Annotated in this window: 16 protein-coding genes; 5 read left to right on the forward strand and 11 right to left on the reverse strand. The window is 43.5% G+C overall.

What is annotated here, in order from left to right; all coding sequences use genetic code 11:
- Positions 1 to 97: 97 nt before the first annotated feature.
- The 8 genes from BWI44_RS00165 to BWI44_RS00200 form a co-directional block, all read right to left on the reverse strand.
- The gene (locus BWI44_RS00165) at positions 98 to 742 is read right to left on the reverse strand and encodes an ATP-binding cassette domain-containing protein (RefSeq protein WP_007666357.1); all 645 of its coding nucleotides are present in this window, start codon (positions 740 to 742) and stop codon (positions 98 to 100) included.
- A 12-nt stretch (positions 743 to 754) separates the two neighbouring features.
- Positions 755 to 2,311: a DUF4836 family protein gene (locus BWI44_RS00170; RefSeq protein ID WP_118423413.1), complete on the reverse strand. Its 1,557-nt coding sequence runs from the start codon at positions 2,309 to 2,311 to the stop codon at positions 755 to 757.
- Positions 2,312 to 2,335: 24 nt separating this feature from the next.
- Entirely contained in the window at positions 2,336 to 3,034 is a 699-nt protein-coding gene (locus BWI44_RS00175) for a 16S rRNA (uracil(1498)-N(3))-methyltransferase (protein ID WP_117691785.1), read from the reverse strand.
- Positions 3,035 to 3,038: 4 nt separating this feature from the next.
- Entirely contained in the window at positions 3,039 to 3,641 is a 603-nt protein-coding gene (locus tag BWI44_RS00180) for a bifunctional nuclease family protein (RefSeq protein ID WP_117691788.1), read from the reverse strand.
- Positions 3,642 to 3,683: 42 nt separating this feature from the next.
- Positions 3,684 to 4,943 carry a nucleoside permease gene (locus BWI44_RS00185; RefSeq protein WP_195208133.1) on the reverse strand — a complete coding sequence of 420 codons (1,260 nt, stop codon included), beginning with the start codon at positions 4,941 to 4,943 and terminating at the stop codon, positions 3,684 to 3,686.
- 351 nt (positions 4,944 to 5,294) lie between these two features.
- Positions 5,295 to 6,476, reverse strand: coding sequence for a class I SAM-dependent rRNA methyltransferase (locus BWI44_RS00190; protein WP_007666338.1), 1,182 nt, complete (start codon positions 6,474 to 6,476; stop codon positions 5,295 to 5,297).
- Positions 6,477 to 6,532: 56 nt separating this feature from the next.
- Positions 6,533 to 7,165, reverse strand: coding sequence for a 3'-5' exonuclease (locus tag BWI44_RS00195; protein ID WP_007666336.1), 633 nt, complete (start codon positions 7,163 to 7,165; stop codon positions 6,533 to 6,535).
- An 11-nt stretch (positions 7,166 to 7,176) separates the two neighbouring features.
- On the reverse strand, positions 7,177 to 7,818 hold the full coding sequence (locus BWI44_RS00200) for a DUF5063 domain-containing protein (protein WP_138291609.1): 642 nt from the start codon (positions 7,816 to 7,818) through the stop codon (positions 7,177 to 7,179).
- Between the two features lie 906 nt (positions 7,819 to 8,724).
- On the opposite strand from BWI44_RS00200, the gene BWI44_RS00205 reads away from it, so the two are divergent.
- The 4 genes from BWI44_RS00205 to trxB all read left to right on the forward strand — a co-directional run bounded on the left by BWI44_RS00205 (position 8,725) and on the right by trxB (position 14,678).
- On the forward strand, positions 8,725 to 10,473 hold the full coding sequence (locus tag BWI44_RS00205) for a DUF4091 domain-containing protein (RefSeq protein WP_195208132.1): 1,749 nt from the start codon (positions 8,725 to 8,727) through the stop codon (positions 10,471 to 10,473).
- Between the two features lie 74 nt (positions 10,474 to 10,547).
- Positions 10,548 to 13,049, forward strand: a complete 2,502-nt coding sequence (locus tag BWI44_RS00210) for a DNA translocase FtsK (protein WP_138291611.1) — start codon at positions 10,548 to 10,550, stop codon at positions 13,047 to 13,049.
- Between the two features lie 14 nt (positions 13,050 to 13,063).
- Positions 13,064 to 13,708, forward strand: a complete 645-nt coding sequence (gene lolA1 / locus BWI44_RS00215) for an outer membrane lipoprotein periplasmic chaperone LolA1 (protein ID WP_044533637.1) — start codon at positions 13,064 to 13,066, stop codon at positions 13,706 to 13,708.
- A gap of 19 nt (positions 13,709 to 13,727) precedes the next feature.
- Complete coding sequence (gene trxB / locus BWI44_RS00220) at positions 13,728 to 14,678, forward strand: thioredoxin-disulfide reductase (protein ID WP_044533636.1); 951 nt, start codon at positions 13,728 to 13,730, stop codon at positions 14,676 to 14,678.
- Positions 14,679 to 14,737: 59 nt separating this feature from the next.
- Here trxB and BWI44_RS00225 read toward each other — a convergent pair whose 3' ends face one another.
- From BWI44_RS00225 to BWI44_RS00235, 3 genes are all read right to left on the reverse strand, one after another.
- Positions 14,738 to 17,182 (reverse strand): glycoside hydrolase family 20 protein, encoded by a 2,445-nt coding sequence (locus BWI44_RS00225; RefSeq protein ID WP_044533635.1) that lies wholly within the window; start codon positions 17,180 to 17,182, stop codon positions 14,738 to 14,740.
- 89 nt (positions 17,183 to 17,271) lie between these two features.
- Positions 17,272 to 17,973, reverse strand: a complete 702-nt coding sequence (locus tag BWI44_RS00230) for a Crp/Fnr family transcriptional regulator (RefSeq protein ID WP_007666315.1) — start codon at positions 17,971 to 17,973, stop codon at positions 17,272 to 17,274.
- Positions 17,974 to 18,191: 218 nt separating this feature from the next.
- The gene (locus BWI44_RS00235) at positions 18,192 to 20,381 is read right to left on the reverse strand and encodes a glutamine synthetase III family protein (RefSeq protein WP_044533634.1); all 2,190 of its coding nucleotides are present in this window, start codon (positions 20,379 to 20,381) and stop codon (positions 18,192 to 18,194) included.
- 312 nt (positions 20,382 to 20,693) lie between these two features.
- Here BWI44_RS00235 and BWI44_RS00240 point away from each other — a divergent pair, with 312 nt between their 5' ends.
- Positions 20,694 to 22,913: a DUF5686 family protein gene (locus BWI44_RS00240; protein ID WP_167507386.1), complete on the forward strand. Its 2,220-nt coding sequence runs from the start codon at positions 20,694 to 20,696 to the stop codon at positions 22,911 to 22,913.
- Positions 22,914 to 22,990 lie beyond the last annotated feature (77 nt).

Raw genomic sequence — 22,990 nt, forward strand, 5'->3', positions numbered from 1 at the left:
GTGATTAGTGATTAGGGTTTAGTGATAAGTGATTAGTAGGCTGTGCTATCATTCCGCATGGTGCTAATCACTTATCACTAAACCCTAATCACTAATTTTATAGTTTCATCACTTTATTATATTCTAACTCTATATGTTTTCCAATGGAAGTAACAACCACTCCCGCACCTTGCTGTTCGGCCTCTTTGGTCAGTATACGTCCCATGAGTGTACCGTTATCATCATCCAGGTGGCTGATAGGCTCATCCAGAAAAATGAAATCGAACGGTTGGCAGAGAGCACGAATAAAAGCTACGCGTTGCTGTTGTCCGAAAGATAACTTTCCAGCCTTTTCATTTACTTTGTCAGTGATACCGAGCGTTTCAAAAAGAGCAAGGATTTCTTTTTTCTTCTTATAGTTAGTAAGCCGGTTCTTCAACTGTACATTCTCCAGTGCGGTCAGTTCAGGGAAGATACGTAGCTCCTGAAACAGCATGCTCAATGAATGTTTTCGTAATTCCACCCATTCATGAATGGAGAGCGAACGGATATTTCGTTCATCGAAGTTAATGATACCCTGATAGTCGCGGCGATATCCGTAGATATAGCTGCATAGAGAGGATTTACCTGTGCCCGAAGCAGCTTCAATCAGATACCGCTCTCCTTTTTGTAGCACAAGGTCTTGATGCCATACGTCGGATGAAATGGCATCCCGGTCGGCAAACACTTGGGGAAGTGTTTGCCGCAGATGAATGATTTCCATTATTTATCGAGATTAGATGCCTGCAAACTCTTTGATGAAGTTTACAATCTGTTTCAATGCATTTACGTTTTTGTCTTTCAGTTGAATAACCATATCTGCATTATTATTGGGGTCGCCAACAGCCTCTACATAAGCTATCTTGTCAACCAAAGCAAAAGCTGTTGCATATTGTGTGCCGCCATATTCCGATAACATCTTCACAATTGGCAAAGCAAGAATTGCTTCAGCATTAATGACGAAAGCACTGTTCTTACCTTTGATGTTGGATGCAAATTCGGTATCCTTAATGGATGGATTAACGGCTTTATCTATGCTCTTGTACAACATTTCGTCATTCGTAGCATACAAACTATTGTTGCGAACTCCGAAGAACAGGTTCAGTTCCTTTGATTTATATACATATTCGTTTTCTCCCAGTTTCAGGATGTCGTCTCCTCTTTTTAAGCCTAGTTCGCTTTTTTTCTCATACAATAACTGTACGGGGGCAGCACTCTTTACACTGGCGTACATCAGGAAAGTAGGAGCGTTATTCATAGTGAAGTTTATCAGCCCCATTGCAATATCTTTCTGGAATGTGCCGAACAACTCTTTTACTTCATTAGCCTTGGCTATGGAGAAATTCTTCTGGAACTGCTCATTTTCCAACAACATGTTATAGAACTCTTCTCCATTGATACCCATGCTGAGATACATCAGGGTGGATTTCGGGAAGTATTTCAAGAAAGTGTTTTCTATGGGGCAGGTTGCCTTCTTTTGCTTGTCGAACAAAGCTTGCAGTTCCGGGTTTTCTGTGAAGCTCTCATACTTCATGCTTACCTTACCTTTATCAAAGGAAAGGCTTCCCAACATTTTCATGTCTTTCAGGTCAATGTTGTAGGGCATATCGCTTGCTTTGATCATATTGGCATAAGGGCCCAGCAGGCTTGCCGGAGAGAACATAGTGCTGATATCTCCTCCCATCTTCTGCATCTTTTTGAAGATAGTAGTTGAAACAATGCTGTTTTCATTCGTCTGTTTCAGCAAGGCAGGAATATTCTCTTTGATTTTCTCAAGCTGGGTAGTGCCGCTATAATTGGTCAGCATAAGCACTGAAGGAGTATATACTATGAGTACCTGATTCCCCATTTGTGTGAACTGAAAACCGTCACCGTTTGCCAGAGGCTGACAGACTTTTTCTTTCTCCAATGTTTCCAGCAGTGCATGCAGGTCGTCTTCACTGCTGACTTTGGCAACGATAGTAGTAGGGAATGTTTCCGTGGTGAAGATATACAAAGGTTCCGATACATCGATTCCCGATTTCTTCGGATCTTTCATTATCATTTCCATTTGCTGGAATGTTGCAGCGTTCATGCCGCTCTTCAAAGCATTCGTCAGCTTTTCCTGTACTTCTTTGTTCTCCTTGTCATTGAGGCCTGCTTTGTCAGCCAATGATTTCAGGTTGATGCTGACTACCGTATGAGCATTGGCAGGAATCACATCGGTGTATTCTTGCTTCTTCTGGGAACATGCGCTGACAAGAGCGACCACTACAGCCATCAACGCCAAACGGGGAAACAAACTTTTCTTCATATAACTATTATTTAAGTGTGATTATCATTGATTTTGTAAGTTCAGAATGTGGCAAGCCACTAGAGCTGCCGTTTCTGTACGCAGTCTCGACTTTCCCAGACTAATGGGAGTAAAGCCGTTTTCTATTGCCTTTTGCACTTCTTCTTCACTGAAATCCCCTTCCGGACCGATTAATACCAGTGCATCTTCTCCTTTGCGGAGCACATCTTTCAACAGCGGCTTTTCTCCTTCGTAACAGTGAGCTATGAACTTCTGTCCTTTGAAAGGCTGCGTGATGAACTTGTTGAAATCCGTCATTTCATTCAGTTGTGGCAAACGGGCTTTAAGGGATTGTTTGATGGCGGAAACCAGTATCTTACTGATACGTTCGGTCTTGATCACTTTCCGTTCCGAGAAACGACAGTTCAGGAAAGTCAGTTCATCGAAGCCTATTTCAGTGGCTTTTTCTGCAAACCATTCAGTGCGGTCCATATTCTTGGTCGGGGCTATGGCAATGTGTAGATGTCCGTTCCATAAAGGTTCCTGGTAAATGGTCTCCAGAATGTTTACCATGCAACGCTTGTTGGTAGCAGCACTGATTTCTGCACGATAGAAATAGCCTTTGCCATCGGTCAATGTAATCTGATCACCAATATTGAGGCGTAGTACGCGGATGCAGTGTTGGGCTTCTTCTTCGGGAAGTTCGGCACGGGTTTGTATGTCGGGTGTATAGAATACATGCATAAGTCTATTGCTGTTCTTTTCGTTTGGTAATTTCGTCCCTGATGTGGGCTGCTCGTTCGTAATTCTCGTTGGCTATGGCTTCTTGCAATGCCTTTTGCAGCATCTCCATCGTATCTCCGTGGAAGAATTCATCATCATGTGGGGAAGGGTTTTCGCCCATAGGAGCTACACTGCTGGTTTCGTTCTCTTTTCCGGTTTTGAGTTGTTCCGCTTCCAGAATCTCCTCGTAAATAAAGATGGGGGCTTTCATCCGTAAAGCCATAGCAACCGCATCGGATGTGCGGGCATCCATGCGAATGATCGCATCGTCTGCTTTCAGGTAGATATAAGAATAGAATACACCATTGTCTACCCTGTAGATAAGAGCACGCATCATATTCACTCCCAATACTTCCAGACACGAAGCGAAAAGGTTATGAGTCAAGGGGCGTGGTGGAATAATCCCTTTCAGGCTGATTAGCATTGCCTGCGCTTCCGCCGCACCAATGATAACCGGTAATTGGCGGGTGCCCTCCACTTCTCCCAATACCAAAGCGTAAGCTCCTGCTTGTTCCTGACTATTGGAAATGTTTAGTACTTCTAGTTCTATTTTCTTCTTTTTATCCATAATATTTTTCCGAGTGGCTGGCAGCTACCAGCCACTTGCTACTTACTGCTTTTTATTTGCTGCTTCTTCTGGCCGGTGTTTGTACTTGAATACCAAGGCAAACAAAATACCGATAACCAATGCATAAGCAGCAAAGATTAACCAAATTTGAGGCCACTCTCGGTTCACCAGTCTGCCGTCGGCATATACCGAGAAGGCGTCTACTACGGCACCGCTGGCGTATCCTCCAATAATGGCGCCCAAGCCGTTTGTCATCATAAAGAATAATCCCTGGGCACTGGCGCGGATATTGGAACTGGTTTCTTGTTCAACAAACAACGAACCTGAAATGTTGAAGAAATCGAATGCCATGCCATACACAATCATGGATAGGATTAACATCCACAGTCCGGAGCCCGGATCGCCGAAACCGAACAATCCGAACCGGAATACCCATGCAAACATACTGATTAGCATGACCTGTTTAATTCCGAAATGTCTCAGGAAGAAAGGTATGGCGAGAATAAATAATGTTTCGGACATCTGCGAGATGGATAGCAGGATAACCGAATGTTTCACACCGAAAGACTCTGCATATTCCGGAATACTGGCAAAACTACCTAAGAAAAGATCGCCATACGTGTTGGTAATCTGCAACGCTGCTCCCAGAAGCATGGAGAACAAGAAGAAAATAGCCATTTTCTTTCTTTTGAATAGTACGAATGCATCCAGTCCTAAAGAAGAAATCAGTGATTTCTTTCCGGTCTTGGCAGGTTTACATGCTGGCAGGGTGAAAGAGTACAGACCCAGCATTAATGCGGATGCACCACCTACATAGAGTTGGGCGCTTGAGTTCTTGAATCCGGTAAGGTCCACCGCCCACATTGCACAAATGAAACCGATAGTGCCCCATACGCGAATGGGTGGGAAATCCTTGATAAGGTCACACTTATATTGTTCAAGCGAATTGTACGAAACTGTATTGGCCAGTGATAAAGTAGGCATATATACCAATAAATTGAGTAGCATTGCCCAATACATCTGGTCATATCCCGTAGCCGTGGAAGCATAGAAAAGACAGGCAGCCCCTGCAATGTGGCAAAGTCCGTATAAGCGTTCTGCATTAAACCATTTATCGGCAATGATACCAATGATGCCAGGCATAATCAGAGAGGCGATACCCATGGTTGCGAAGATTGCACCGATTTGGCCTCCTTCGAAGTGGAGTTCTCTGCCCATGTAACCTCCTAATGAAATTAACCATGACCCCCATACGAAGAATTGCAGGAAGTTCATGATAATCAAACGAACTTTTATACTCATGACTTTTCTAATTTGTGTGTTTCCTTTTCACATTAAATAATAGATGCAAATATAATATTTTCGTTGATTGCGTGAGCAAGTTAATTGATAAAAAGCACATAAAAGTGAAGAATGGTGAAGAATAGATGGTAAAAAGTGAAGTAGGCAAGTGTATATAAAAAAAGAAGGCTATCTATCCCAGACAGCCAATCTTTATTAACCTTAAATCTAATACCATGAAAAACACAGTGCAAATGTAGAGGTTTTATGTTATACAACATAACGTTTTAGTGGTTTTCTTCTTTGGTTTAACATCTTTTAGAATATAAAGAATGCTTTCCCCCTTTATAAGGACCAAAGTACATGCACTATTTATTCTACATACAACACTAATCCTTTCAGATATTCCCCTTCGGGATGATATATACTTACCGGATGGTCGGCGGGTTGCGTCAGTTGATGCAGGATGCGAACGCTGCGACCGGACATTGCAGCTGCTGTGAAGACTGCCGTGCGGAAGTTTTCTTTGCTGACTGCTTGCGAGCAGGAAAAAGTAAATAGAATACCGCCTGGTTTGATCTTCTCGAAAGCTTTTACATTCAGTTTGCGGTAACCTTGCAGGGCATTGCGCAAAGCATCGCGGTGTTTGGCAAATGCAGGCGGGTCCAGAACAATCAAGTCGTATTGGTCACCCATACGATCCAGATATTTGAAGGCATCTTCGGCAAAAGCTGCATGGCGGGCATCACCGGGGAAATTCAATTCTATATTCTTATTTGTGAGGTCAATTGCTTTGGCTGAACTGTCTACGGAATGTACCAGTTTGGCATTTCCACGCATACCATAAACAGAAAAGCCACCGGTATAGCAGAACATGTTTAATATGGAACGTCCATTTGCATAACGTTCCAGCAGGGAGCGGTTTTCGCGTTGGTCAACGAAAAAACCTGTCTTTTGTCCTTTCAACCAGTCAATATGGAATTTCAGTCCATATTCCATAGCTACATTATCAGTGCTGCCTCCTTTCAAGAAACCGTTTTCAGGGTAAAGATCAGCCTTGAAGGGAAGAGTCGTTTCTGATTTATAATAGATATTCTCTATTTTATCACCCATTACTTCACTGAGAGCATTGGCTATTTCCATACGGTCAAGATGCATACCGGCAGAGTGTGCCTGCATCACGGCGGTGCGGGCATAAATATCAATGATTAGTCCGGGGAGATTATCACCTTCTCCATGTACCAGTCTGTAAGTATTATTAGTTGGGTTCTCTGCAATACCAATGCTGCGGCGCATCTCATAAGCAATACTGAGTTTGCGTTTCCAGAAATCGAAATCGATAGCCTCATCCTGGTGGAAAGAGAGTACGCGTACGGCAATGCTGCCAATCTGGAAATGTCCTTTGGCAATGAATTCCTTCTTGGAAGTATAAATTTCTACTACTTCGCCTTCTTCGGGTTCACCGTCGAAATGAGCGATAGCACCCGAAAACACCCAGGGATGAAAACGTTTTAATGACTCTTCTTTGCCAGATTTGAGATATACTTTGTACATGCTGTTATAGTGATTAACGATTAGCTGTTAGTGATTAGTGAGTAGTATCACACTGATTATTGGGTTATAATTTCCTCTGTTTCGTCCGGTGCCAACTCATAGTCACCGCTGATTTTTAATTCTTGCAGTCGGTTATAGATGTTGAGGCATGCCCATGCATCGGTAGCCGCATACTGTTTCTGAGGTTCGGTCAGGTGTTCAGCTTCCCAGTTGGAAAGACGTTGCGATTTGGAAATCTTTTCACCGAACAGGATACCATAGATTTTCTGCAGGCTCTTGTCCTGTATGCCGAACATACGGACATATTCTTGCAATTCGATGCAGGCGCGTTGTTCAAAGGGAGCACGTTTGTGCAGCATCATAAAGTCATCCCGCAGCGAAAGTCCGACTTTGGTGACCGATGGGCTTTCCAGCAACGAAATAATCGGAAGCGTCAGGCCGGTCAGGTTCAGGCGGAAGAGGAAGCAATCTTTTTCAGAGGATACCTGTAGCAGCGCAACCTTGTGTGATTGTCCTTTGGTGAACGACGGGCGGGTTTCGCTGTCAATTCCCAGCAAAGGATATTGCTTCAGGTAAGTAACTGCCTTTTCTGCTTCCCAGGGGGTTTGTACCATATGTATTTGTCCTGGAAAGAGAACTTTGGGCATCTCTTTGATAGCTTCCTTATTGATTGTTTTTTTAATAACCATAATTAATTTCTTTATTCGTGATGGTGATGGCCGTGGCAATGGCAATCATCATCGTCGCAATCGCAATGACCATGATTGTGGCCATGACAACCGCATTCTTCTTCATCAAAATCTTCTTCAATTGTGTCTTCTTCGGCGGCATGGTTGTATTTCACGTCGTGTAGTGCACGTAGCGTGTTCACCAACGTTTGTCCCCAGTACTCTTTGAACTGCTCTTGGCAGATGGCGAGAGAGTCGTTCATCGTTTCATTCAATCCCAGTTGGAAGACGAAAATGAAATCTTTGATGGCCTGGTAAATATCCGCCAGGTCTTCGGAAATATTCTTCTTGATGGGTTGGTCGCTATAAACCATATCTTGTATGAATACATCCAGATAATCATCTTTTTCGGCAAGAATACCGGCAAGGTTGATGCGAAGCACTTCATACGTTTCCTCCGTCACATAGCTTTCGGGGGCTTCATCGCCTATTATTTCCGTTTCGGGTAGCATGGCAGCCTTGAGGTAGAGTAGCGGAAGTATCTTTAATGAGGTATCGACAAATGTATCGCGTTTCATCGTCTCCGCCTGTTCCAGGAACTTACAGAACTCGGCAGCTACGGTGACGAACTCCACCACGTTGCGGTCGAATATCACTTGGCTTTCTTTTTTCATAATCTACTTGATTTTGAAACGCAAAGATAGTGCAAACCGAGTGCAGTAGCAAATTTATTTGCATTTTACTAAGCAATAGTTCGTTAAACATTTCATTCACATTTATGCTGCCTTCACTGCCACCGTTGCCTTCGCCGCCACCTACGACGCCATTATTCTACCCGCCAGCTACAATTCTGGAGTCTTGACGGTAGATTTCGAGAATATAGACCCGAAATGATCTTGGAATAGAATCCGGTAGATAAGCTGCGGTCACGGTGGAATAATACGTCCGTGCCGTCTTTTTCTTATTAATGATGTACGGGCGCATACGCACTCGGAGGCGCGAAATTCCTTACTTTTTCTTTAAGCTGTGTTACACACATAAACAGAAAAACTTCATGTTTTAGATGGAAGTAGTAGAATATACAGTTATAACCGTTAACTTTACTTTCAAATCTGATTTTAAATAAATTATTAACTTAAGAAAAGAATTTAGCTAGGAAAAGTACATTCAGATAAGTGCATCGCCTGATTCAGATAGGTGCGCAAGCCAACGCAGCTATAAGCGTTACCCGATGCAGATAAGTGCGCAAGCTAACGCAGCTATAAGCATCTGGTTTGTGTACATTTCCATCTGTCAAGACTTTGGAGTGTGTATTATCCTGTTGATGCAGCATCTCCTAAAGAACAGTTCCATAAGATTTCGCTACTTATTAATAGTCTGTTTGAATGTCTCCAATTTTAAGTTTTCCGCATAACTTTTATCTGTAAACTACTTCTCTTCATTTATTTTCTGCCGTCTTTATTCTTATATTTGTTAAAATATTGTCTTACTCTTTCTTTTTAAAAACATCGCTCTTTCCTTGTTTTCGCATTGCCTTTTCTTTATTTTTGCTTTCCAAACCCCTAATTTGTAGTTAACCTATGACAAAACTCTTATTCCTGGGAACTCTCCTGTTCTCTACAGTATGCCTGAATGCTCAAGATACGGAATCTTATCAGGAGGTTCCCAATCCAGTAGCCGTCAATCCGGTTTTATGGTCTGAAGTGAAAGTCCCGCAAGTCAGTTGGGGAAGTACGGACATACGGTATAAGAAGGAAGAACCTGCCGCTATTTCCGGAATAAAGAAAAATATTAATCTCACAGCTTGGAAAGGTGAAAAAGTATCTGCCCAACTGGTAGTGTGGACTCCTGAAACATTAAACAATCTGACTTTCACTGTCAGTGATCTGACTTCCGGCTCCGAAACCATTAGTAAAGACGATATTCGCACTAGTTTTGTACGCTATGTTATGACCGATGAACTGAACAAGGATGGATTGGGGGCATGTGGCTATCGCAACAGTGCCGACTTTGACTCTACTCTGGTGGCGGATGTACTCGATCATCTTACCCCTTCCCTGGTGATTCCTGCCAACTCTGCCCAAGGAGGTTGGATCAGTGTTCGAGTGCCGCAGTATGCTAAAGCCGGAAAATATACGGGAACGGTTACCGTGCGAAACGGAGATACTGCTTTGTCTGAATTGAAACTGACTGTTAATGTAAAGAACCGTATCCTTCCTGTTCCTTCCGAATGGGCTTTCCATCTGGACCTATGGCATAATCCCTATGCTGTGGCGCGCTATTATGGGGTGGAACCATTCAGTGACAAACATTTTGAACTGATGCGCCCGTTGATGAAGTTGTATGCCGATGCAGGCGGGAAAGTGATTACCGCTTCCATTATGCACAAGCCTTGGAACGGGCAGACGTATGATGCTTTCGAGAGCATGGTCACCTGGCTGAAGAAAGCCGACGGTACCTGGTATTTTGATTATATGGTGTTCGATAAATGGGTGGAGTTTATGATGAGCACAGGTGTCAGGAAGCAAATCAGTTGTTTCTCTATGGTACCTTGGCGACTTTCTTTTCAGTACTTTGACCAGGCGAGCAATTCATTCAAATATTTGAATGCCAAGCCGGGAGAAGCTGTTTACGAAGAGTTCTGGATAACGATGCTGAAATCGTTTGCCCAACATCTGAAGGAAAAAGGATGGTTTGAGATTACTCATATCGCTATGGATGAACGCCTCATGAAAGACATGCAGGAAACATTAAAAGTGATCCGCAAAGCCGATAAGGATTTTAAGGTTTCACTGGCCGGAACTTATCACCCTGAATTGGTGGATGAACTGGATGATTATTGCATTACGATTGCCGAGAGATTCCCGTCTGAAACGATTGATTCACGCCGTGAAGCCGGAAAAGTAACCACTTATTATACCTGCTGTTCGGAACCTCGTCCGAACACCTTTACTTTTAGCCCACCTGCCGAAGCCGAATGGCTGGCATGGCATAGCGCTAAAGAAAATCTGGATGGTTATTTGCGTTGGGCATTGAATAGCTGGGTGAAAAATCCGTTGCAGGATAGCCGTTTTACCGCGTGGGCGGCAGGGGATACTTATCTGATCTATCCCGGTGCTCGTTCATCCATCCGCATGGAGCGTCTGGTCGAGGGTGTGCAAGCTTTTGAAAAAGTGCGTATTCTGAAAGAAGAATTTAAGAAGAAAGGTAATAAAGGTGCTATTAAGAATATTGAGAAAATATTGCAAATGTTCGACGAGCGGAGTTTGGGAGAAATTCCGGCAGCTACTGCTGTAAACAAAGCCAAAGAGGTAATCAACAGATATTGATAGGTATCTGGTGGAAGGATTGAATATTTTTGTTACTTTTGCACCAATCTATCATTTACTAAGGAATTATATTCATGGCTAAGAAAAATTCAATTAAAGATACGGAACAGACTCTTTCCTTGTTTGGTAAAATAAGGGCAATCTTTAAAAACGAAACCATTCACTTTGTTATCGGCTTGGTACTGGTCATCTTTTCAGTATACTTGCTATTAGCCTTTTCTTCGTTCTTCTTTACGGGAGCGGCGGATCAAAGTATTATTGACTCGGGCAGTGCGCAGGAGCTGGCTTCTACCAATAATGGAGTGAAGAACTATGCCGGTTCGCGCGGTGCACAGTTGGCAAGCTATCTCATTAACGATTGCTTCGGCATTTCGTCTTTCTTCATTCTTGTGTTCCTTGCAGTAGCGGGACTGAAGTTGATGCGTGTGCGTGTGGTTCGGCTTTGGAAGTGGTTTATCGGATGCTCGCTATTGCTCGTCTGGTTTTCTGTCTTCTTTGGATTCGCTTTTGTGGAGCAATACAAGGATTCTTTCTTATATCTGGGCGGTATGCATGGATATAATGTCAGCAATTGGCTGGTGTCGCAAGTGGGCGTGCCGGGCGTTTGGATGATTTTGTTGGTGACTGCTATCTGTTTCCTTATCTATATCAGTGCACGTACCGTGATCTGGTTGCGGAGGCTGTTTAGCCTCAGTTTCTTGAAGCGCAAACAGAAGGAAGAAGAAGAGAAAGGTGAAACACCGGAAGAGTTTACAGACTCTTGGACGGCGAAAGGAAAGAAGAAACCTGCTTCTGCTCCTGATGTGGCGGAGGCTGATACGAAAGAAGAAGAAACTCCCATTGAAGTTCCTGAGCCGGTAATGGAACCGGAAAATGAAATAACACTGGATTTAGGTGGTATTACAGAACCTCAACCTGCCAAGCCGTCGGGGGAAGAAGTTTCTATGATTATTGAAACCCCGGTCTCCGATCCTGCTCCTTCTCTTCATGAGAAACCTGCAGCGGTAGAACCTACTTTTGAAATAGAAGCTGCAGAGGATGACGACGAATATAAAGGTTCGGAAAAGGAACCTTATAATCCTCGTCTCGATCTGGAAAATTATCGCTATCCTACTGTCGACTTGATGAAGCATTACGATAATTCCGAGCCAACTATTGACATGGCGGAACAGAATGCCAATAAAGACAAGATTATAAATACGTTGCGCAGTTTTGGTATTGAAATCAGTACGATCAAGGCAACGGTGGGACCTACGGTGACGCTGTATGAAATCACTCCCGAACAAGGCGTGCGTATCTCTAAAATTCGTGGTCTGGAAGATGATATCGCCCTTAGCCTTTCGGCATTGGGTATTCGTATCATTGCACCGATTCCGGGAAAAGGAACGATTGGTATTGAAGTGCCGAACTCTAATCCGAAAATCGTTTCCGGACAGAGTATTATCGGCAGTAAAAAGTTCCAGGAGTCTACTTATGACTTGCCGGTTGCCTTGGGTAAGACGATTACCAATGAAGTGTTTATGGTAGATCTCTGTAAGATGCCGCATATGCTGGTGGCGGGTGCTACCGGTCAGGGTAAATCTGTCGGACTGAACGCCATTATCACTTCTTTGCTTTATAAAAAGCATCCGGCTGAACTGAAGTTTGTGTTGGTAGACCCGAAGAAGGTAGAATTCAGTATCTATTCGGTGATTGAACATCATTTCCTTGCTAAGCTGCCCGATGGAGAAGATGCTATTATTACGGACGTAACCAAGGTAGTGCAAACGTTGAATTCTATCTGTATAGAGATGGATACACGTTACGACTTATTGAAAGCTGCACATGTGCGTAATATCAAGGAATATAATGAGAAGTTTATCAATCGCCAGCTGAATCCGGAAAAGGGGCATAAATTCATGCCTTATATAGTAGTGGTGATCGATGAGTTCGGTGACTTGATAATGACGGCAGGTAAAGAGGTTGAATTGCCTATTGCCCGTATCGCCCAGTTGGCGCGTGCGGTGGGTATCCACATGATTATCGCTACACAGCGTCCGACAACAAATATCATTACCGGTACAATCAAGGCGAACTTCCCGGCGCGTGTTGCGTTCCGTGTATCTGCCATGATAGACTCTCGTACGATTCTCGACCGTCCGGGAGCTAACCAGCTGATCGGACGCGGTGATATGTTGTTCCTGCAAGGGGCAGATCCCGTGCGTGTGCAATGTGCCTTTATCGATACACCAGAAGTGGCGGAAATCACGAAGTTCATTGCCAAGCAACAAGGATATCCTACTGCATTCTACTTGCCCGAATATGTCAGTGAAGATGGCGGAGGTGATCTGGGAGATGTGGATATGGGGCGTCTGGATCCATTGTTCGAAGATGCTGCCCGCCTGATTGTCATCCATCAGCAAGGTTCTACTTCATTGATCCAACGTAAGTTTGCTATCGGTTATAATCGTGCAGGACGCTTGATGGATCAATTGGAAAAAGCCGGAATTGTGGGACCTGCACAAGGCAGTAAAGCGCGTGAGGTGCTTTGTGTCGATGAAAATGACCTGCAAATGCGTTTGAACAATTTACTGTAAATCGTGTTAAACTAATGATGAAGAATGTTCTTTTAATCTGTATCTGCCTGTTCGGTCTGGCATTACCGCTTTCGGCACAGAAATTGGATGCTCAAGATATATTGGATCGTACAGCTACTGCCTTCCGTCAGGCGGGAGGTATTCAGGCTGATTTTACGGTTCAGACGTATGCTAAAAGTATCTTGCAAGGAAGTTCTACAGGGGTTATCCGTTTGAAAGGAGAAAAGTTCCTGTTGGATGCAGATGGCGTGAAGACCTGGTTTGACGGTCGTACGCAATGGAGTTATCTTACTAACAGTGACGAAGTGAATATCTCCGAACCTACTCCTGAAGAGTTGCAAAGCATTAACCCTTATGCCTTATTGTCCATTTATAAACAAGGGTATCACATGAAGTTGGGTAAAGCTGATACTTATGGGGGTAAACCTGCTTATGAAGTGATACTGACAGCTTCTAACAGAAAACAGGATTTGCAGTGTGTTATTATCTATGTGACAAAAGATACTCTTCAACCTCTGTGTATCAGTATGACTCAGAAGGGTGGGAATAGCGTAGCTATCCGCATTACATCTTATAAAACGAGAGAATCTTACAACGATAATCTTTTCACTTTTGACAAGAAGGCGTATCCGACTGCCGAAGTGATTGATTTAAGATGAATTATTAATATAAAATGATATGATGGAAACAGAAAAAGTAAAATGTCTGATTATAGGTTCTGGTCCGGCCGGTTATACTGCAGCTATTTATGCAGGGCGTGCCAACCTTTCTCCGGTACTTTATGAAGGATTGCAACCGGGTGGTCAGTTGACAACTACTACAGATGTGGAGAACTTTCCCGGTTACCCGGAAGGAGTCAGTGGTCAACAATTGATGGATGACTTGCGCAAGCAGGCAGAACGTTTCGGTGCAGACCTGCGTTTCGGTATTGCAACTGCTTCTGACCTGAGTGCAGCTCCATATAAAGTGACGATTGATGAAGAAAAAGTGATTGAAACAGATACGTTGATTATCGCTACGGGTGCTACCGCTAAATATCTGGGACTGGATGATGAAAAGAAATATGCCGGTATGGGTGTCAGCGCTTGTGCTACTTGTGACGGCTTCTTCTACCGCAAAAAGGTGGTGGCAGTAGTGGGTGGTGGTGATACGGCTTGTGAAGAGGCTGTATACCTTGCCGGACTGGCTAAGAAGGTTTATCTGATTGTGAGAAAACCTTTCTTACGTGCTTCTAAGATCATGCAAGAGCGTGTGATGAAGCATGAAAATATCGATGTACTGTTTGAACATAATGCCGTAGGTTTGTTTGGAGAGAACGGTGTAGAAGGTGTTCATCTGGTGAAACGTATCGGTGAATCGGATGAAGAACGTTATGACCTGGCTATCGATGGATTCTTCCTGGCTATCGGTCATCAGCCGAATTCGGATATCTTCAAGGCGTATCTGGATACGGATGAAACAGGTTATATCATTACAGAAGGCGACAGTCCTCGTACGAAAGTGCCGGGTGTGTTTGCGGCCGGTGATATTGCTGATCCACATTATCGTCAGGCTATTACGGCAGCGGGTAGCGGTTGTAAGGCGGCACTTGAAGCGGAAAGATATCTTTCATCCAAATGCTTGATCTAAATTCTTCATATTAAAAGAGAAAAGCTCCGGATTGTCTTGCAATCCAGAGCTTTTCTCTTTTAATATACTTCTATCTCATCTACATATAAGTCTGAAGGAATAATATCTTCTGGTGAGTCTTTACGGCAGTCGATACCATTACGCAATGTTCCACCGCTCTTCAATGTCACTTTGATGTAACGTGCTTCGGTAGGCGTACATTCCAGCGTGTCGGTGAACATTTTTCTGCCATGCTCCGGATATTCGCGAGTGTAGGATGCCTGAGCTATTTCCTTGAATTCCTTACCGTCAGTTGATACCTCTACGCGGGCTGCACTTGCAGGCAGAACACGGAAAGCAGGATTATAAAGTGTACCGAAAACGACCTTACTGATAGTGACCGGTTTCTCCATATCTACAGAGAATACGAGTTCATTGTTGTTTTTCTCGTTCAGCTTAAAAGCTACCCACGGTGTGAAAGAAGCGATATTACCTCGTTTCCCATTGGTCAATCCCAAGGTAGTGCTATCTGTGCCCAATACATCGTTTTCTCCGAAGATATCGCCACTCATCCAGCCCCAATGAGGAGTGGTAGTGTATCGTTTTCCGCTTATCAGGTTTGCATACAGTTTTTTACCGTTTACTTTTCCCAGCATCTTACCATCTTTGAAGGCAGCTGCCTGTAAGTCTATATTGCCTTCCCAAATAAAGGGTTGTGTGTAAAGTTCGGATTTGGCAGTCGGCACACTTCCGTCCGTTGTGTATCTGATTTCAGCATCCGGATAGAATGTTTCCAGTACAGCTTTCAATGTTCCGTCGTATACATGAGTGTTGATGTTTACATCAAAGAAATTACGGCAAGCTTTCACATTAATAACGTCCATACGTTCGAAATCTTCTATCATGCGGTTCCGGAAACTGTTCCAGTTTTTTCTGCTGTTTTGCGTCCAGCCAGTTTCAGCCAAGGCTATGGCACGGGGGAACGCTTGGTAGTCACGGCGTTCGTCATTCTGCATATATTCGTTCCAGATATTGCCTTGCACACCGATAATATGTTTCTTTATTAATTCTTCCGCATCATCGGGGACAGGATTATAACTATATGTTTTCTTGAGTGTATTATATCCACCGATAGTAGTCGGTGCAGTTTCCGGTTCCTCTTGGTACTGGTCCAGATAAGCGTACGGACTCGGAGTCATAATTGCATCATGCCCGGCTTTGGCAGCTGTGATACCGCCTTCTACACCGCGCCAGGACATGACTGTTGCATTGGGAGCCAGTCCGCCTTCCAGGATTTCATCCCAGCCTATGATATTTCGTCCTTTACTGTTGAGGTATTTTTCCATACGGGTGATGAAGTAACTTTGCAGCTTTTCTTCTTTCGTATGCTTCTTACCGTCAATGGCATTCGGAGTGGTGTCGTCTTTCAGACCTAACTTTTGGATTAATCCTTGGCAATGTGCGCATTTCATCCAGGCATCCTTGGGGCATTCGTCACCGCCAATATGAATATATGAACTGGGGAATAATTCAATAACTTCATCCAATACACCTTCCAGGAATTGGAATGTTTCTTCTTTGGGACAGAAGACTTCTTCGAACACACCCCATGTGCCGGTTACTTCGTATGTCATATCCGGTCTGCAAGACAGTTCAGGGTAGGAGGCAAGGGCTGCAATGGCATGTCCCGGCATTTCTATTTCGGGAATGACAGTGATATACTTACTTGCTGCATAGGCTACTATATCTTTGATTTCCTCTTGGGTATAGTATCCGCCATGTTCTTTTCCATCGAAGATTTGCGGCCAGTTTACATAGTAGTAGTCTATCAGTGTCTCTTTCCGTTTTGAACCTACTTCCTGTAGTTTCGGGTATTTCTTGATTTCTATTCGCCAGCCCTGGTCATCTGTCAGGTGGAAGTGGAAAGTATTCATCTTATGCATGGCAAGCATATCGATGAATTTATAAATATAATCGGTGGTGGAGAAGTGGCGGCATACATCCAGCATCAAACCACGGTAAGGAAAACGGGGAGAATCTTCTATTTCGACAGCGGGCAGAGACCAATTAGCACGTTTCACTATTGTTTCTCCATAAACAGCAGGCGGCAACAGTTGGTATATAGTCTGTACTCCATAAAAGAAACCGTTGGGATGGGATGCTGAAAGGGTGATTTCATTTGGAGTGATAGAAAGCTTGTATCCTTCTTTTGGCATTCCATCTTCCGTAACGAAACGTATATCAGGTTGTTCCGGATTTTCTTGCGGATTACTTTGCAAAGAGATACCGGAGGTCAACCGGATACGGGCGATCAGGCTGTCTGCAATGGCTTGTACTTCCGGAATGCAACCGGCAGTGGCGATAGATACTTTATTACTCAGCTGAAAACGTCCCTCTTGAGGAGTCATTTGATTGGGCATCGGAACGATGTTATACTCGTTCACTACCTCTTTTTGATTTTGCTGACAGCCGGAGGAGGCACACAGCAGGCTTGCTAATAGCAAAGCACTCAATCCTTTTTTCATGGCATTTATGTGTGTTAAGTTTATAAATAGGGTAAAATAGGGAAGAGGAAAAAAATAATAGCCTTTAGGGGGAAGACAATCACTATCCTTTATCCTATTTTACTTATCTTCTTTAGTTTTTCCTCATCGATGATCTTTATTTTTCGTCCGTCAATCGTGATCAGGCGTTCGGTAGCGAATTGTGATAAAGTACGGATAGCGTTAGAAGTTGTCATATTAGACAGGTTTGCCAGATCTTCGCGTGACAGATAAATACTGAGGGTAGAACCGTCTTCTTCCAATCCATAACTTTCTTTGAGGAAAAGAAGCGATTCAGCTAATCTTCCACGAATATGCTTCTGTGTCAGGTTGACAGTACGTTCGTCGGCAATTCCCAGATCGATGGACAACTGCTTGATGAAGAACATGGCAAGATCATTGTTTTGTGAAACCAGTGTTGTGATAGCGCTCATTGGTATCAGGCAAATAAGAGAGGGTTCGAAAGCAGCAGCAGCAGTAACATAGTCTTCTTTGGCAAAATAGGCGCGATAACCGAAATATTCTACAGGCTTAATCATGCGGATAATCTGGCTTCTGCCGCCAACACCATCCTTATAAATCTTGACCTTTCCGTTCAAGAGACACATAAGGTATTTCGGGGTCTCACCTTCGCAGTGAATGACCTCATTTTTCTTATAATTCTGGAGCGTAAAATGGTTCGCGAGAAATTCCCGCTGCTCTTCATTCAGGGGCTCCCACATATCGGCTATCAGCTCCGGAACATTCACGTCTGACAAATTCATTTTTACCATAACTGCTGCAAAACTGTGTTATACAGCACAAATGTAAAAAGAAAAAATTAAATATTGCACAAAAGACACGAAAAGATGCAGTCTGAAGACAGGAAAATGATAATTTGGCGGCCAAGCAGCTAAATTAAGTAACGAGCTACAAGCTACCAGTGACAAGTACCTTTCGGCATGATAGCTGAGGGTGTGTCATTGGTAGCTCGTAGCTTGTAACTCGTTACTTATTTAGTGAATAGCAATTCCCTGTATTTCGGCAACGGCCAAATCTCGTCGTCAACCTCCATTTCAAGGTGATCGATATGATCACGTATCTTTTCCAGATACGGACGTACATTTTCTTCGTAGGCAAAAGCCTTATCTTTGTAGCTATCCATGTGATTGGCCACTTTACGGGCTTCGGTCATTTCGCGTACAAGGACTTTGATAGAAGTTACACGCTTGGAAATTTCCCGTATCAGTTCTTTACGATCGGCACTTAGTACTTCGTATTCTTCAGGAGAGAAGATTTCTTTAAGACCGAGTAGGTTCTCCAGCAGGCGGTTCTGGTAGCTGACTGCTATGGGAACAATGTGATTGATGGCTAGGTCTCCTAATACGCGGCTCTCAATTTGCACTTTCATGGTGTATTTTTCCAATTCTACTTCCAGGCGACAGGCGAGTTCCGTTTCATTAAAGATACGTTCGCCAATCAATACTGAACGGGATTGGTTGTCCATATAGTGCATCAGAGCTTCGGGTACATGGCAAATATTAGTCAGTCCGCGGCGGGCAGCTTCTTCTTTCCATTGGTCAGAGTAGCCGTCTCCTTCGAAACGGATAGCTTCGGAAGCGATGATAGTCTCTTTCAGGATGCGGAAAATGGCTTCATCTTTACCAATTCCTTCTTCCATCAGTTTGTCGATGGATGCTTTGAATTCATTCAACTGGTTAGCCATGGCAGCATTGATAGCAATCATGGCAGCTGCGCAGTTGGATGAAGAACCGGCTGCACGGAACTCAAAACGATTGCCGGTGAAAGCAAACGGAGAAGTACGGTTACGGTCTGTCGTGTCGAGGAGAATCTCTGGAATACGTCCGATTCCCAATTTAAGAGTTGTTTTTTCTTCGGCAGTCATTTTATCGTCTCCTACCTGACGTACTATATCATCCAGAGTGGCAGATAATTGCCTGCCCAGGAATATGGATAAAATAGCGGGCGGTGCTTCATTGGCACCTAAGCGGTGACTGTTGCCTGCACTCATTATAGAAGCACGCAGTAAATTCTGGTTTTTATAAACCATCATTAATACGTTCACCAGGAAGGTGAGGAAAAGCATGTTTCCTTTTGGATTCTTACCGGGAGCGAAAAGGTTGATTCCGGTATCGGTACAGAGTGACCAGTTATTGTGTTTTCCTGAACCGTTAACACCACTGTAAGGCTTCTCATGCAGCAACACGGCAAAGTTATGTTTACGGGCAATACGCTTCATCAGGTCCATTACCAACTGATTATGATCATTGGCAAGGTTGGCGTTCTCAAAGATTGGAGCCAATTCAAATTGGTTGGGGGCAACTTCGTTATGGCGTGTTTTTGCCGGAATTCCAAGTTTGTGGCATTCTATTTCCAGTTCTTTCATGAAAGCTGTTACCCGCGGGGGGATAGAACCGAAATAGTGGTCTTCCAACTGTTGGTCTTTTGCAGACGAATGTCCCATAAGCGTGCGTCCGGTCAGGCAAAGATCGGGACGGGCATTGTATAGGGCGGAATCTACCAGGAAATATTCCTGTTCCCATCCCAGATTCGTGAATACACGGGTTACATTCTTATCGAATAACTGGCATACTTCCGTGGCAGCCTTGTCCACAGCACCCAGTGCTTTCAGTAATGGGGTCTTATAGTCCAGTGCTTCACCGGTATAAGAGATAAAGATTGTGGGAATACACAATGTGGTATCTACAACGAAAGCGGGTGAAGAGACATCCCAAGCGGTATATCCGCGAGCTTCAAACGTATTACGTATGCCTCCGTTAGGGAAAGAAGAAGCGTCCGGTTCCTGCTGGATCAGTAATTTGCCGGAAAAACGTTCGATTACATTTGAATTTTCTCCAAATTCGATAAAACCGTCATGTTTCTCGGCAGTACCATCCGTCAGTGGCTGGAACCAGTGAGTGTAATGAGTGACATTCAAGGATTTTGCCCAACTCTTCATACCGTTTGCTATCAGGTCGGCTATCTCGCGGCTGATAGGGGTACCTTTTTCTATGGCGTCTGTCACAGCTTTGTAAGCTTCCCGGGGTAAGTACTCCTGCATTTTTTTGCGGTCAAACACATGACTTCCGTAATAATCGGATAATTTGTTCGAAGGGGTAGTAACTTCAAGAGGGCGCCGGTTGGCGAGCTCTTGCAAGGCGTAGAATCTCATTTTTGACATACTTGTCTTCCTTTTGTTGATTGTTGGGTGCAAAATTATATGTTTTTTCTGGAAGTACCCCTATTTTTTAGGGGGTATTCTTGAAAATAATGCAATTTTTCTTGCAGATACCCCCTGAAAAGAGTTGCTTGTATTGCAAAAAGTGCAAATTGTGATACTTGCTGTTTCTACTCTTGGGAGTATCAATGCTGTATTGGAGCCAGATCTGGTACGGGCTTGGTATGTATTTGGTATATATTAAAAAAATGGCTATTCCTTCGTTTTACAACCTTTTTTTCTATATTTGTCCCTATATATTTGGAGGTATTATCGTTGAAACATGTCTTTTGTATAGGAACCTTGCTATGTCTTTTGCTTTCAGCTTGTCCGAAAGTGCACGCATCTTTTGTCCCTGACCCTTACAATGCGAAATTACTTTCTGCGGACTCTATTATGAAGAAGGTCATCTTCTTTGCCCCTTTTTATGAAAGTATTATCGACGACTATAGAGCTGATCTTTATATTAAGGGAAAAGTGAATCTTCGCAAGAAAAATCATATTTTGCGCTTTATTCCTACCATGTTCCGTATCCGGAAAGGAGTGAGGGAATATATGATGGAGACTTATAGTGACTTGCATTTTACTGCTCCCGACATTTATGATCAGAAGGTAAAAGCGAGTGTCGGCACTTCTTCTGAGTTTTGGGAGCTGGATGGCAGGTTGCCAGAATATTTTCATGTTAATGTCTATGCTTCTACCTTATTGTATGATAAGCTCCTTTCGCCTCTGGCTCCAAATGCAATGAAATATTATTCTTATCATGTCGATTCCGTAATGGGTAAAGTGCATGATTTGCGATATAAGATTAGTTTCAAGCCGAAAAGCAAGAGTTTTCAGTTGGTGAGCGGGCACATGGTGGTCAGCGAGAATGTATGGAGTGTACGTGAGATGCATTTTAGCGGACGTTCTGAAATGTTGCGTTTCGACAATATGATACGTATGGGGGATGTGGGTGAGTCGGATGAGTTCTTGCCTGTACATTATGATGTGGATGCTACTTTCCGCTTTTTGGGCAATGTGGTTGATGCTAATTATATTGCTGCTCTTGATTATAAAACCATTATTCAGAAAGACCCTTCACAGTTGGAGCGAAAGAGATTGAAAAGCAAGTATGATTTGTCGGAATCCTATACATTACGCAGTGATACGAATAGCTACAGGAAAGATAGTTCTTATTTCGAGAGCATACGTCCGATTCCGTTGACTGAACATGAACAGGATTTATATAAGGATTTCTTTTTGAGCCGTGATACTTCATATCGATATAAGAAACCCAAAAATAAGAATCTGGAATTCTGGGGGCAGATAGGTGATGCACTTATCAGCCGTTATACGGTGGACCTTTCGAAATTGGGAAGTGTCCGCTGTTCACCGCTTATCAATCCCTTCTTGCTGAGTTATAGCGGGAAGAATGGTTTTTCTTATCGGCAGGAATTTAAGTACAACCGTATTTTTACGGGCGACCGTCTGTTGCGTCTCGTTCCCAGATTGGGTTATAACTTCAAGTATAATGAGTTTTATTGGTCTGTAAAGTCGGATTTTGATTACTGGCCACGCAAGCGTGCAGCTCTTCATATCAGCGTAGGTAATGGTCACCGCATCTATAGTAGTAGGATGTTGGATGAATTGAAAAATATTCCGGATAGTGTTTTTGATTTTGATCAGGTGCAACTGGATTACTTTAATGACTTATACTTGCAGGTGCGCCATAGTTGGGAAATTGTAAATGGCTTGTCACTGGATGTTGGTTTCTCCATGCATAAGCGTACGGAAGCCAATCGCTCAATGTATGTATCCACCAAGTCGGCTTCAAGAAGTGTGCCCTCTTCAGAAGTTTATCCTGATTGGACAGAGAAAATGCGTCATTCATACAATAGTTTTGCTCCGCGTGTCCGTCTGACGTGGACTCCCGGGCAATACTATTATATGAATGGTGATCGCAAAGTGAACTTACATTCCAAATATCCCAGTATTTCAGTGGACTGGGAGCGGGGCATCAATGGGGTTTTTAAGAGTACCGGTACCTATGAGCGTGTCGAAGTAGATATTCAGCACTCCATTCCTTTGGGATTGATGCGTGATTTTTATCTCCGCTTTGGATGGGGCGCTTTTACCAATCAAAAAGATATATACTTTGTGGATTTTGCTAACTTTACCCGTTCGAATCTTCCTGTAGGATGGAATGATGAAATTGGGGGAGTATTCCAGCTGCTTGACGGGCGGTGGTACAACTCCTCCCGTAAATACCTTCGTGGGCATTTGACATACGAATCTCCTTTCCTGATGTTGCGCCATTTGGTGAAGTATACACAGCATGTACTCAATGAGCGCCTTTATCTGAATGCTTTGGTTGTTCCGCATCTGAATCCTTATGTTGAGGTTGGCTATGGCATCGGTACCAATATTTTTGATTTCGGAGTCTTTGGCAGCTTTGCCAACTGGAAATTTAAGGAGATAGGTTGCAAATTCACTTTTGAGTTGTTCAACCGATAGTTTCTGAAACCAGTTGCTGTAGTAGGTCCTTTAAGGTGGTAGATTGATTGGTGATTTTAAGGTTAAAGAAGAGGAGG

The organism is Bacteroides sp. Phil13 (assembly GCF_001940965.1).
In the GTDB taxonomy this organism is placed as follows: Bacteria; Bacteroidota; Bacteroidia; order Bacteroidales; family Bacteroidaceae; genus Bacteroides; species Bacteroides intestinalis.

Coding starts and splice junctions, on each gene's coding strand:
- BWI44_RS00165 (WP_007666357.1), bottom strand. CDS start 742: ATGGAAATCATTCATCTGCGGCAAACACTTCCCCAAGTGTTTGCCGAC.
- BWI44_RS00170 (WP_118423413.1), bottom strand. CDS start 2,311: ATGAAGAAAAGTTTGTTTCCCCGTTTGGCGTTGATGGCTGTAGTGGTC.
- BWI44_RS00175 (WP_117691785.1), bottom strand. CDS start 3,034: ATGCATGTATTCTATACACCCGACATACAAACCCGTGCCGAACTTCCC.
- BWI44_RS00180 (WP_117691788.1), bottom strand. CDS start 3,641: ATGGATAAAAAGAAGAAAATAGAACTAGAAGTACTAAACATTTCCAAT.
- BWI44_RS00185 (WP_195208133.1), bottom strand. CDS start 4,943: ATGAGTATAAAAGTTCGTTTGATTATCATGAACTTCCTGCAATTCTTC.
- BWI44_RS00190 (WP_007666338.1), bottom strand. CDS start 6,476: ATGTACAAAGTATATCTCAAATCTGGCAAAGAAGAGTCATTAAAACGT.
- BWI44_RS00195 (WP_007666336.1), bottom strand. CDS start 7,165: ATGGTTATTAAAAAAACAATCAATAAGGAAGCTATCAAAGAGATGCCC.
- BWI44_RS00200 (WP_138291609.1), bottom strand. CDS start 7,818: ATGAAAAAAGAAAGCCAAGTGATATTCGACCGCAACGTGGTGGAGTTC.
- BWI44_RS00205 (WP_195208132.1), top strand. CDS start 8,725: ATGACAAAACTCTTATTCCTGGGAACTCTCCTGTTCTCTACAGTATGC.
- BWI44_RS00210 (WP_138291611.1), top strand. CDS start 10,548: ATGGCTAAGAAAAATTCAATTAAAGATACGGAACAGACTCTTTCCTTG.
- lolA1 (WP_044533637.1), top strand. CDS start 13,064: ATGATGAAGAATGTTCTTTTAATCTGTATCTGCCTGTTCGGTCTGGCA.
- trxB (WP_044533636.1), top strand. CDS start 13,728: ATGATGGAAACAGAAAAAGTAAAATGTCTGATTATAGGTTCTGGTCCG.
- BWI44_RS00225 (WP_044533635.1), bottom strand. CDS start 17,182: ATGAAAAAAGGATTGAGTGCTTTGCTATTAGCAAGCCTGCTGTGTGCC.
- BWI44_RS00230 (WP_007666315.1), bottom strand. CDS start 17,973: ATGGTAAAAATGAATTTGTCAGACGTGAATGTTCCGGAGCTGATAGCC.
- BWI44_RS00235 (WP_044533634.1), bottom strand. CDS start 20,381: ATGTCAAAAATGAGATTCTACGCCTTGCAAGAGCTCGCCAACCGGCGC.